Source organism: Streptomyces sp. NPDC000941, assembly GCF_053599555.1.
On the sequence record NZ_JBSFMM010000092.1, the window covers coordinates 1 to 12,715 of the forward strand.

The following is a 12,715-nucleotide window of genomic DNA, read 5'->3' on the forward strand; positions in this document are numbered from 1 at the left end:
CCCCACACCCTCAGCCCACCCCGTACCATCCGCACCCACCCCAAACGCCTTGCACCGCCCATCCACCGACAACCCCCGCTGCCGCGCAAACTCCACGAAGGCACCAGGCGTCGCCATCACCGTCACCCCGCCGGCCAGCGCCATGGTGCACTCCCCCGCCCGCAGTGCCTGGCAGGCCAGATGCAACGCCACCAGAGACGACGAACACGCCGTGTCCACCGACACAGCGGGGCCTTCCAGGCCGAAGGTGTAGGCGATACGGCCCGAGGCGACGCTGCCGGAGTTTCCGGTGAGGACATAGCCCTCGACCTCGGCCACGGTGTCTTGCAGCCGGGGGCCGTAGTCCGTCGGCATCACACCGGCGAAGACTCCGGTCCGGCTCCGCCGCACCGACGAAGGGTCGATTCCTGCGTGCTCGAAAACCTCCCATGAGGTCTCCAGCAGCAACCGCTGCTGCGGGTCCATCGCCAGCGCCTCGCGTGGGCCGATGCCGAAGAATCCCGCGTCGAACTTGCCCGCGTCGTGGAGGAAGCCCCCGTGGCGGGTGTACGTGGTGCCCGGCCGGTCCTGGTCCTGGGGGGCGTAGAGGCGGTCGAGGTCCCAGCCGCGGTCGGTGGGGAATCCGCTCATGGCATCGGTGCCGGAGGCGACCAGATCCCACAGCCCCTCGGCCGATCGCACACCCCCCGGATACCGGCAGGCCATGCCGATGATCGCGATGGCCTCATCCGCCCCCGTCACCACCTCGCTCGGAGCAGGAGCCGAAGCCAGGGTGGCCGTATCGGCGCCGCCGAGGAGTCCGTCCAGCAGGTGCTGGGCGAGAGCAGCAGGAGTGGGGTGGTCGAAGACGAGGGTGGCGGGGAGCCGCAAACCCGTCGCCTCTTTGAGGCGGTTGCGGAGCTCCACGGCGGTGAGGGAGTCGAAACCGAGGTCTCGGAAGGCCGCCTCGGGGGCGATGGCGTCGGGGCTCGGGTGGCCGAGGACCGTGGCGGCGTGGCCGCGGACGAGGGTGAGCAGGACCTCATGCTGTGCGGCGGGGTCGAGCCCGGCCAGCCGGGCACGCAGGGCGGAGCGGCCGTCGGGGGCCGGGGGGCGTGGCCGGTGGCCGGTGGTGGGGCGTACCAGGGCTTGGAACAAGGGAGGCGCGGTGGTGCCCCGTAGCGCCTTGGTGTCGATTCGGGCCGGGAGCAGCAGCGGTGGGCCGTCGACGAGGGCGTTGTCGAACAGCGCCAGAGCCTCGTCCGTGGCCAGTGGCCGGAGGCCGACGCGGACCATGCGGGTGCGGTCGGCCTGGTCGAGGTGGCCGGTCATTCCGCTGGCCTCCTCCCACAGCCCCCATGCCAGGGACACGGCGGGGAGTCCCATCGCCCGCCGCTGGAAGGCGAGCGCGTCGAGAAAGGCGTTGGCGGCGGCGTAGTTGCCCTGCCCCGGCGAGCCCAGGACACCCGCGGCGGACGAGAACAGCACGAACGCGGCCAGATCCAGCCGGCGGGTCAGCTCGTGCAGATGCCAGGCGGCATCGGCCTTCGCGGGCAGAACGGAGTCGAGGTGGCGCGCGGTGAGGGAGCCGAGCGTGGCGTCGTCAAGTGTGCCCGCGGCGTGGACGACGGCGGTCAGCGGGTGTTCGGCGGGGATCTGCCTGAGCAGTTCGGCGAGTGCGGCGCGGTCGCCGACGTCGCAGCTGGCGACGGTCGCCGTCGCCCCCAACTCGTCGATCTCAGCGATGAGTTCGATCGCGCCTGGTGCATTGCGGCCATGGCGGCTGATCAGCAGCAGATGCCGTGCTCGGCCGGTGGCGGCAAGGTGGCGGGCGAGTGCGGCGCCGAGGGTGCCGGTGCCGCCGGTGATGAGGACGGTGCCGTCGGGGTCGGGGGTGCGGTCCAGCGTGAGCACGTTCTTTCCGACGGTGCGGCCCTGCTGGAGTTGGCGGAAGGCGGCCCTGGCCTGCCGGATGTCCCAGCAGGTGAGCGGCAGCGGGGTCAGCACGCCCTCGTCGAACAGCCGCAGCACGGTGCGCAGGATCTCCCCGATGCGCTCGGGTCCGGCCTCCATCAGGTCGTACGCCCGGTAGGCGACACCGGGGTACGCCCGCACCACCTCTTCCGGGTCGCGGAGGTCGGTCTTGCCCATCTCCAGGAACCGGCCGCCGTCCCCGGACACCAGGCGCAGCGAGGCGTCGACGTACTCATGGGCCAGAGAGTTGAGGACGACGTCGATGTTCCGGCCGGTGAACCGGCTCTCGAAGTCGAGGGTGCGGGACGAGGCGATGCGCTCCGGGGCGATGCCGTGGGTGCGGAGGGTGTCCCATTTGCCGGGGCTCGCCGTGGCGTAGACCTCGGCGCCCAGGTGGCGGGCCAGTTGGACGGCGGCCAGTCCCACTCCGCCGGCCGCGGCGTGCACCAGTACGGACTCGCCCGGGCGCAGTCCCGCCAGGTCCACCAGTCCGTAGTAGGCGGTGGCGAACACGACGGGGACGGCGGCGGCCTGGGCGAAGGACCAGTGGTCGGGGACGCGGATCACGGTGGCCCGGTCGGCGACCGCGAACGGGCCGAACGCGTCCGCGAACACGCCCATCACCCGGTTCCCAGGCACCAGGTCGGCCACCTCCGGCCCGACTTCGAGCACCACCCCGGCGCCTTCGCTGCCCAGCCCTCGCTGCCCAGGGACCATCCCCAGGGCCACCAGCACATCGCGGAAGTTCAGCCCGGCCGCACGCACCTCGATCCGTACCTGGTGCGGGCCAAGCGGGTCGGTGTCGGCCGAGGAGGCCACCGGCGTCAGCCCCTGGAGCGTGCCCGCCTCGACGCAGTCGAGCCGCCAGCCGCGGCTCCTCTGTGGCGGCGTGAGAGGGGCGTCCCCCTCGGTGTCGGCTCGAACCAGCCGGGCCACATGCGGCTGGCCGGCCCGGATGGCCACCTGCGGTTCGCCCAGCGCGACCGCCTGCGGCAGCGCCGCCCACGACTCCTCGGCCGGGTCCAGGTCCACCAGGAGGATGCGGTCGGGCTCCTCGGCCTGCGCGGACCGCACCAGTCCGCAGATCGCCGCGCCCGCCAGGTCCGTGACTCCGTCAGCCGGCCCGGTGGCCACCGCGCCGCAGGTGATCAGCACCAGCCGCGCGCCGGTCAGCCGCGCTTCGCCGAGCCATCCCCGAAGCAGATCCAGCGCTTGTCCGGTACGGATACGGGTACGGGTGTGTGCCTCGGCGGCCGTCGTGTCGTCGAGCCCGGCCGCAGCCGGAGGGCAGCGCACGAACACCAGGTCCGGGGGCGGATCGCCCGCGTCCAGGGCCGCCGTCAGTCCGGCGAGGTCCGGGTACCGCCGTACGGGCTCCGCTGCCGCCGTCTCCAACCCGGCGGCCCATCCAGGCATGGCGTGGCCGAGCACGGCGCACCGCCCGGGGTCCGTCGTCGGCGGCTCGGACGCGGCGGTCCAGTCCAGGGCGTAGAGGGTGTCGCCCGCCTGGCTGCCGAGGGCCCGCAGACCCTCCAGGGCCACCGGTCGCAGCGTGAGCGATTCGGCCGAGGCCACCGGCGCGCCCGTCTCGTCGGCCACGTCTACGGCCACCGCGTCCGGCCCTTGTGGCCGCAGCCGTACGCGCAGCGTCGGCGTGCCCGGGGTCCGCAGGCTGACGCCGCGCCAGGCGAAGGGCAGCAGGCCGTGTCCCGATGCGTTCTCCTCCTGCCGACCGCTGTCGAGCGCCAGCGGGTGGAGCGCGGCGTCGAGCAGGGCGGGGTGGAGGCAGAAGTGTGGCGCGTCGGCGGCCACCTGGTCGGGGAGCCGCACCTCGGCGTAGGTCTCCTCGCCGTGCCGCCATACGGCGCGCAGCCCCTGGAAGGCCGGGCCGTAGCCGAAGTCGGCGGCGGCCAGCGTGTCGTAGAGGCCGCTGATGTCCACGGGCTCGGCGCCCGACGGAGGCCACGCCTCAGCCAAACGCCCGGCGCCGTCGCTGTCGTCGGTGTCGTCGGCTGCGCTCTCGGCCGCCAGGGTGCCGGTCGCATGCCGTGTCCATGCGCCTTGGGCCGCCCCCTCCCGCGCGGGGTCGTCGCGCTGCGCGTAGACACTCAGTACGCGGCGGCCGGTCTCGTCCGGTGCGCCGACGGCCACCTGGAGCGCCACGCCGCCGGTGTCGGGGAGGACGAGCGGGGCGTGCAGGGTGAGCTCTTCCAGCCGGGGGCAGCCGAGGTGTTCGCCGACGTGTACGGCCAGTTCCACGTACGCGGTGCCCGGCAGCAGGACGGTACCGGCGACCGCGTGGTCGGTGAGCCAGGGGTGGGTGTGCGGGGCGAGCCGGCCGGTGAGCAGATATCCGTCGCCCTCGGCGAGCCCGACCGCCGCGCCGAGCAGTGGGTGTCCGACCGGGGCCAGCCCGGCGGCCGTCACGTCCCCGGTGGTCGCCGGGGCGTCAAGCCAGTAGCGGCGGCGCTGGAAAGCGTAGGTGGGCAGGTCGACATGGCTCGCCTCGGGGGCAACCGCCCGGTAGTGGCGGTCCCAGGCCACGGGCAGGCCATAAATGTGGGCGCGTGCCAGCGAGGTCAGGATGCGGTGGGCGTCGTCCTCGCCGCGCCGCAGGGAGCCGACGACGGTGGCCGCGGCGCCGTCGGCCTCGGCGGTGTCCTCGATGGCGAGGCTGAGGGTGGGGTGCGGGCCGACCTCGACATACGTCCGGTACTCGGCGGCGCCGAGGGCGCGGACCGCCTCGGCGAAGCGTACGGGTCGGCGCAGATTGCGGTACCAGTACCGGGCGTCGAGTCCCACAGTGTCGGCCCACTGGTTGTCCACGGTGGAGTAGAAGGGGATGTCGGCGGCCCGTGGGGCGATCCCCCGCAACAGGCCCAACAGCTCCCGCTCCACAGCTTCGATATGCGGGCAGTGGGAGGCATAGTCGACCGGGATCCGCTTCGCGTCGACGCCCTGGTCCCGGTAGTGTTCCAGCGCCTCCGCCAAGGATTCCGCGTCGCCGGAGATCACCGTGGCCGTGGGAGCGTTGACGGCGGCCACCCAGAGCCGGTCCGGCCAGGTGGTCCGCAGCAGCCCGGTGACCTCCTCCGCCGGCAGTGGTACGGAGGCCATACCGCCCGAACCGCGCAGGGTCTGCAGGGCCCGGCTGCGCAGGGCGACAACCTTCGCGGCGTCGTCCAGGGTCAGCGCGCCGCAGATGTGGGCGGCGGCGATCTCGCCCTGGGAGTGACCGAGTACGGCGTCCGGTTCGACACCGTACGAGCGCCACAGTTGTGCCAGCGACACCATCACCGAGAACAGCATCGGCTGGACGACATCGGCCCGCTCCCACACTGGGTCCCCGGGGTCCCGGAGCAGAACGTCCAGCAGCGACCAGTCGGCATACGGTGCCAGCGCCGCCTCGCACTCCGCCATCCGCTCGGCGAAGAAGGACGAGGTCTCCAGCAGCCGCAGCCCCATGCCGGCCCACTGGCCGCCCTGTCCCGGGAAGACGAACACCACGCCCGCACCGACGCCGGCCGCCGCCCCGCCCCGTACGACCGAGCCGTCGGCCGGCCCCTCCCCCGCAAGGGTGTCCAGCCCGCGCAGCAGGGTTTCCCGGTCGGAGCCGAGGACGACGGCGCGGTGGGCGAGGTCCGAGCGGCCGAAGACCAGGGTGTGCCCGATGTCGGCGGGGCGCAGCCGCTCGTCGGCCGCCACGAAGCGGCGCAGCTCCCCGGCCTGGGCCCGCAGCGCCTCGGCCGTCGCGCCCGACAGGGGCCAGGGCAGCGGCCCCGCCACGGCATGGCCGGGGGCGTGCTGCGGCGCGGGAGCGTTGTCGGCTTCCGTCCGCAAAGCGGCCTCCGTCTGCGGCGCGGCCTCCGTCTGCGCCACCGTCTCGAGGATCACATGGGCGTTGGTGCCGCTCACCCCGAAGGAGGACACCGCGGCGCGGCGGGGCCGGTCGCACTCCGGCCAGACGACCGACTCGGTCAGCAGCCGTACCGCGCCCGAGTCCCAGTCGATGTGCGGCGACGGGTCGTCCGCGTGCAATGTGCGCGGCAGCGTCCCGCTCCGCATGGCCATCACCATCTTGATGATCCCACCCACGCCTGCGGCCGCCTGCGCATGGCCGACGTTGGACTTCATCGACCCGAGCCACAGCGGCCGGTCCGCGGGCCGCTCCTGACCGTAGGTCGCCAGCAACGCCTGCGCCTCGATCGGATCGCCCAGCCGCGTCCCCGTCCCATGCCCCTCCACCGCGTCGACCTCGGACGCCGCCACCCCGGCGCTCGCCAGCGCCTGCCGGATGACCCGCTGCTGCGCGGGGCCGTTGGGGGCGGTAAGGCCGTTGCTCGCACCGTCCTGGTTGACCGCGCTGCCCCGGACCACCGCCAGCACCCGGTGGCCGAGTCGCTGTGCGTCCGTGAGCCGTTCCACCAGCAGCATTCCGGCGCCTTCTGCCCAGCCGGTGCCGTCCGCCCCCGCCCCGTACGCCTTGCACCGGCCGTCCGCCGCGAGCGCGCGCTGCCGGGAGTACTCGACGAACAGGCTGGGGGTGGACATCACCGTCACCCCGCCCACCAGGGCGAGTGAGCACTCGCCGGCCCGCAGCGCCTGGCAGGCCAGGTGCAGGGCGACCAGTGAGGAGGAACAGGCGGTGTCCACGGTCACGGCCGGGCCTTCGAGGCCGAGGGTGTAGGCGACCCGGCCGGATGCCACGCCGCCGCCGCTGCCGTTGCCGACATAGCCCTCGAAGCCTTCGGGGACGGTGTGCAGCCGGGAGCCGTAGTCGTGGTACATCACGCCCGCGAAGACCCCGGTGCGGCTGCCGCGCACCGAGGCCGGGTCGATCCCGGCCCGCTCGAACGCCTCCCAGGAGATCTCCAGCAGCAGCCGCTGCTGCGGGTCCATCGCCAGCGCCTCGCGCGGGCTGATCCCGAAGAAACCCGGGTCGAACTCCCCTGCCTGGTACAGGAATCCGCCGTGCTGGGTGTACGAGGTGCCGGCCCGCTCCGGGTCGGGGTCGTACAGCCGCTCCACGTCCCAGCCCCGGTCCTCGGGGAAGGTGCCGATGGCGTCCCGGCCGGCGGCCACCAGCTCCCACAGGTCCTCCGGCGATCCCACCCCGCCCGGATAGCGGCAGGCCATGCCGATGATGGCGATGGGTTCCCGCGCCGCTGTGGTGAGCCCGTGGATCTGTTCCCTCAGCCGCTCGTTGGTCTTGAGGGACGCCCGCAGCGCCTCGATCACCTTGTCGTGGCCAGCGGCCATCGGCATCTCCAACCTGTGGACCTCCGTGGCATCACGGATGGTGTGTTCGGACGGCTCGTCAGAGCGAGGACAGCTCTCTGCGGTCCGTCGCCGGTGTCCCCACCGGACCGATCAGACTCTTCGGCAGTTGCTGGCGGCGGCTGATGCGCAGCTTGCGGTACACGCGCGTCAGATGCTGTTCGACCGTGCTCATCGTCACGCACAGCTGTAGCGATATCTCACGGTTCGAATTGCCGTTCGCGGCGAGGATGGCCACGCGCATTTCCGACTCGCTCAGCCCCGCCCCCTGGTCACGGCCGGGGAGGTCAGGACGGTCCCCGCCGCACATCGCCTGCCAGGGCAGAATGGCATCGCACAGCGCCTTGGCGCCGCACTCCTCGGCCATCCGCCAAGCCCTGCGCCGTACGTTGTTGGCCCGGGCCGACTCGCCGATGCTCCGGTAGGCGGCCCCCAGGTCGGCGAGCGCCCGGGCGAGTTCGAGCCGGTCCCCGCACCGCTGCAGCACCTCGACTGCCTGGGTGAGCAGATGCGGGCGCTCCGGCGCGGCGGCGACCCGGGCCCGGAGTCTGAGCGAGACGCCCCGGGTGTGCGGGTCGCTCCACAGGTGGGCGCAGGACAGCTGTTCCGTGATCATCCGCGCCGCCCTGGCGCGCTCGCCGAGGCGCAGGAACGCCTGGGCGGTGTCGGTGCGCCAGGGCAGCACGGCGGGGTGGTCCAGGCCCCAGCGCTGTGCCATACGGCCGGCGGCCAGGAAGTCGCCGAGTGCGGCGCGGCAGTGGTCGGTGGCCAGGTGGTAGTGGCCGCGGGCGCGCAGATACGCCAGGCCGTACACGCTCTGGAACAGCGCGCCCGGCACCGGGTGGTGCAGCACACGGGTCGCGTCGTCGTACCGGCCCATGGCGGTGTACGCGTGGACCTGGCAGGCGAGCGGACCTCCGACGAGCACGCTGCCACCGCGGCCGGGCAGGCAGGCCAGGGCTTGCCGGGCGCACTCCTCGGCGTCCGTCAGGACGCCCTTGCGCAGGGCGATCTCGGCGAGGATGGCAAGGAACTCCGCCCGCCAGCCGGGCGAGCGCCGGGCCGTCGCCTCTTTGAGCAACCGATGGCACCACTCGTCGGCATCGGCCATACGGCCGGCCCGTAGCAGGGTCCGTACGGCGTTGGCCACCACCGCCAGCGTGCCGTCCAGCAGCGGGCACGCGCGCAGCCGCCGTTCGGCCTCGTCCGCGGCGGCCTCGCTGGTGCCGGGGCCGGGAATGCCCCAGATGGCGGCGGCCGCGCCGGGGCCGGGAGTCTCGTCCCAGGGCTCGCGGGGGGCGACGGTGTCGGACGAGGGGCGCGGCCGGCTCTCGTCGGACGCGATGGGCCAGGGGCAGGGGTGCACCACCGACGGCCGCACCGCGCCCGGGTCCGTATCCGCGCCCGCGTCCGTGCCCGAGCCGGGGTCGCTGCTGGGGTCCTTGCCGGGGTGGTCCGCCGTCTGCAGCCGGGCCCGTGCCCGGCCCGCCTCCTCCAGTCGGCCACAGCTGATCAGCAGCCGTACGAGCAGGGCCGCGTCACTGCCCGTCGGCGCGCAGGTGTGCAGGTCCGCGAGCGTGTCGCCGAGGTGGTGTTCGGCGGCGGAGGGGTTGACCCGCCAGGTGGCGGCGGCGAGCGCGATCCGGGTCGCGGCCCGCTGGGGCGGCTCCTGGCAGGCGCGGCAGGCGAGGTCCAGATACCGGATCGCCGCGGGCGCGTCGTCGTCGACCAGGGCCTGGGTGGCGGCGTCACGCAGCACGGCGACTGCCCAGGAGGGAATCGTGGGCTCGGCGGCCAGCAGGTGGTCGGCGACCTCGGTGGCCCGGGCGCCCTGTTCGTGCAGCAGCAGGGCGCTGCACTCGTGCAGCGACCGCCGGTCGGCGGCGTCCAGATGGTCCAGAGCGGCCGCGGCGACGACCGGGTGCCGGTAGCGGTGTGAATCCGTCAATCCGCTGAGCTCCAGTACCTGGAGGGCGCGGTCGACCGCTGTCGTGTCCAGTCCGAGCAGTCGGCTCAGCAGCGCGGGTGTGGCGGACGGCCCGAGTACGGCCAGTGCACCGGCGACGTCCCGGATGGGCGTCCCGGTGCGGGCCAGGCAGGCCACCACCGCCTGGTGGAAGGGTCCCCCGGCGGTGGGCCGCGGCACCCGGCCACCGATGTCCGGCACCGCCCACCGATCCTGCAGCAGGGCCCGCAGCAATAGCGGATTGCCGCCGGTCAGTGCGTAGCACTCGGCACCGAGCCGGCCGTCCACCGGCTGGTTGCCGAACGTGGCGGCCAGCCTGGCCACGCCTTCGGGGCTGAGGGAGTCGAGTGTGATGCGCCGGAAGCCGGGGTGGCGCAGCAGTTCGGCGCCGAGCAGCGGGTCGCCGCCCCGGCCGTACGGGCGCTCCGTGCTGTACGGGCGCTCCGTACCACCGTACGGGCGGTCCATGCCGTACGGGCTCTCCGTGGCGATCAGCAGGATCCTGGCCGTGCGGGCGTGGTGGGCGATATGCAGCAGTTGCCGGAGCGACGCCTGGTCCGCGTGGTGCAGATCGTCGACCGCGATCACCAGCGGTGCGGACGCGGAGAGCGCGCACAGAGCCCCACACAGCCGCTCCACCGCCCGGGGCCCGTCCTGTGCCGGGGCGAGGCGCAGCCGCTCGCGGGTCCGGTCCGGCAGCGCCGGGTGCTCGGCCAGCCGTCGTACGAGGCCGAGCGTGGTGCCGCTCTCGCCGGGCAGACCGGGCGCGTCGAGGACCACGGCACCGGATTCGGTCGCGATCCCCAGGAACCGCTTCAGGAATTCGCTCTTGCCGCACCCCGGCCCGCCCTCGGCGACCAGCAGCCGGAAATCGCCTGCCGCACACGCAAGAAGCGTCGCCTCCGCCAGCTCTATGTGAGCGCTCCGGTCAATGAGCATGGCCCTCCAGGACTGCTGTCACGGATCATGACTGGTTCCGGACCGCAGTGTGTGCGGGTTCGCTCGAGTCCCGGCGGAGTCACCCTCGTATGTCGGCGGAGCCCCACCTGCCACCCTCCGCCGGGCCGGGCGAATACGCCCAGGTATGCAGTAATGCCGACCGTCCATGAGATGGGCGTTGATCTGAGGCGGCAACTTGCTCTTCTGCTGCCCGTTTGTGATCAAGCCGACGACCGGTGCCGGTGCCCTCCGTACGAACATCATCCGCTCGCCGGAGGAGTATGCGCGGGCCTTGAAGCTGTTCTCAGGCCAGTCAGATGTCGAGATCGTGGCCGAGTCCTTCATCGACGCCCCGGAAGTCTATATTGACGGCATCTGGAAGAACGGTGACCTCCGGTGGTCGTCCATCAGCCGTAACCACATTTCACCGCTCAGTGCCGTACAGGGGGGCGTCCTGCGGAAGAATCGGGGCAGGCTTTCGGCGAGTGCGCCATCCGCCCCCCAAAGGATTTCGAGCGCAACTTGCCGGCGGCGCGCAGAAGGCGTACGCGTGGCTGACGACGGCCGATGATGATCCCCACCGCCGGCCGCCCGGCTCGACGCATGAGCGGCCCCGCGCGGAGTTGACTGCCGAGGCGTCGAGAGTTGTCCTGGAATCACCTATTGCCGAACGTCAATAGGGAGCGGAAGTGTCCGGGAGCTCAGCGGCTGAGGCGGACGGTCGACGCCACGGGGCCGCCGTGCCGGAGCGCGGCACCTCGGTGCGGGCCGAGGCGTCCCGTCGGGGCATGGCGGGCGAGCCGCGGCTGTCGGCGGCGCCGCCCGAAGATCTGGAAGTCGTCCAGCTGGCCACGCTCAGCCTGGGGAATCGCAGCTACCTGATCTCGGATGGCACGGTCGCGGTCGCGGTGGACCCTCAGCGTGACATCGAGCGGATCACCGCCGTGCTCGACTCGCGGGCGTGGCGGCTCGGCGCGGTGGTGGAGACCCATGTGCACAACGACTACGTCACGGGCGGTCTGGAACTGGCCCGTCGCTTGGACGCGGTCTACGTGGTGCCGGCCGGTCCCGAGCTGGGCTTCGACGCCGCACGGACCGGCGACGGGGACGAGCTCCCGGCCGGGGACTTGAGCATCCAGGTGATCGCCACGCCCGGGCACACCGACCATCACCTGGCGTATGCGTTCGCGCTCCGCGGTGGCGTGCCGCGGCTCGTATGCACCGGGGGGTCGGTGCTGTACGGGACGACCGGGCGCACCGATCTGATGGGGGTGGGGATGGCCGAGCCGCTGGCCCGTCGGCAGTACCGGTCGGCCCGACGTCTGGCCGAGGTGCTGCCCGATGACACCGTGGTCCTGCCGACCCATGGCTTCGGGAGCTTCTGTGCGGCGGCGGCAACGGCCGGCGCGGTCGAGCGTTCGACGATCTGCCACGAACGTGCCACCAATCCCGTCTTCACCTTGGACGAGGACGCCTTCGTATCCAGTGCCCTGTCCGGCCTCGAGCCCTACCCCGCGTACTACCGCCGGATGGCCACGATCAATGCCACCGGGCCGACACTCCTGGCCGACCTCGGCGCGCCCCGCTCCGCCCACCTGACCGAGCTGGCCGACCGTGTCGCGGCCGGGGAGTGGGTGGTGGATGTACGACCGCGAGCGGAATTCGCGCACACCCATCTGCGGGGCACCGTGAACATCGACGCGTGCGGGGCCCTCGCCACCTATCTGGGCTGGCTGGTGCCGTTCGACGCCCCGCTCACCTTGCTGGCGGCCGACGACGAACAGCTGGCAGCCGTCAGGACGGAGCTCCTGCGGATCGGCTTCGACCATCCCGCGGCCGTCGCCACCGGAAACCCGCTGGAATGGGCGGGCCCGCGGTGGCTGGCCTCCTACCCGCGCACGGACTTCACCACCCTGGCCGCCGCCCTGGCCGGGCGGCCGATGGAGATCCTGGACGTCAGAAACGGCGGCGAGTGGCGGCGCGGACATCTGCCCGGGGCCCGGCACATACCGCTGCCCGAACTGCCCCACACCCTTCCGGCCCTGCCGGACACCGAGATCTGGGTGCACTGTCACACCGGCTTCCGGGCCGCGATCGCGGCATCCCTGCTGGCCGCCGCGGGCCGTCAGGTCGTACTCGTCGACGACGCATTCGAACACGCCGGGTCCATGATGGGCCCCTGACGGGCCCATGACGTGAGGGCAATAGGCCCCCGCCGCAGGCCCGCACCGGCCCTGGTCAGCGCGGCAGGGCCCTCGCCCACCAGCGCGTGGATCTCCTCGGTCGACAGGGCCATGCACAGCAGCATGTGCGCGAACACCGCGTCCACCGAGGCATCCGGCAGCGGAAGTGGCGCCCGGACATCGAGTACGGAGGTGGTGACCCGCTCGGCGACACCTTGGGCTCGTGCCGCCGCGCTCCAGCACGTCGCCCGCTCCGGCCGCATAGAAGACGGCGGCCGTGTGAACGGCGGGGGCCGAGGGCTCCTGACCGTACATGCCGGGGTGGGCGGCGTAGGTGTGTTCCCAGTGCGCCCGCTGCGCATTCGGCAGGTCCCGGCCGTTGTCCGTCACGGCTTTC

At 72.9% G+C, this 12,715-nt stretch carries 4 protein-coding genes and 1 pseudogene; 2 read left to right on the plus strand and 3 right to left on the minus strand.

All coding sequences use genetic code 11. From position 1 onward, the window contains the following. The coding region (locus tag ACWDSL_RS27330) for an SDR family NAD(P)-dependent oxidoreductase (protein WP_450489720.1) at positions 1–7,212 on the minus strand (7,212 nt) is incomplete at its 3' end. Between the two features lie 58 nt (positions 7,213–7,270). After that, on the minus strand, positions 7,271–10,135 hold the full coding sequence (locus ACWDSL_RS27335) for a LuxR C-terminal-related transcriptional regulator (RefSeq protein WP_450489722.1): 2,865 nt from the start codon (positions 10,133–10,135) through the stop codon (positions 7,271–7,273). Positions 10,136–10,349: 214 nt separating this feature from the next. Between ACWDSL_RS27335 and ACWDSL_RS27340 the strand changes: the two are divergent. Beyond that, positions 10,350–10,592 (plus strand): annotated as a pseudogene (locus ACWDSL_RS27340) (ATP-grasp domain-containing protein); the annotation flags it as partial. Positions 10,593–10,824: 232 nt separating this feature from the next. Beyond that, on the plus strand, positions 10,825–12,318 hold the full coding sequence (locus ACWDSL_RS27345; protein WP_450489724.1) for an MBL fold metallo-hydrolase: 1,494 nt from the start codon (positions 10,825–10,827) through the stop codon (positions 12,316–12,318). Here the strand turns inward: ACWDSL_RS27345 and ACWDSL_RS27350 are convergent. After that, positions 12,261–12,581 carry a class I SAM-dependent methyltransferase gene (locus tag ACWDSL_RS27350; RefSeq protein WP_450489726.1) on the minus strand — a complete coding sequence of 107 codons (321 nt, stop codon included), beginning with the start codon at positions 12,579–12,581 and terminating at the stop codon, positions 12,261–12,263. The two genes, ACWDSL_RS27345 and ACWDSL_RS27350, sit on opposite strands and share 58 nt — an antisense overlap. Positions 12,582–12,715: the final 134 nt, after the last annotated feature.

What these genes read in the sequence shown, in the direction of transcription:
- ACWDSL_RS27335 (WP_450489722.1), bottom strand. Translation starts at nt 10,135, where the DNA reads ATGCTCATTGACCGGAGCGCTCACATAGAGCTGGCGGAGGCGACGCTT.
- ACWDSL_RS27350 (WP_450489726.1), bottom strand. Translation starts at nt 12,581, where the DNA reads ATGCGGCCGGAGCGGGCGACGTGCTGGAGCGCGGCGGCACGAGCCCAA.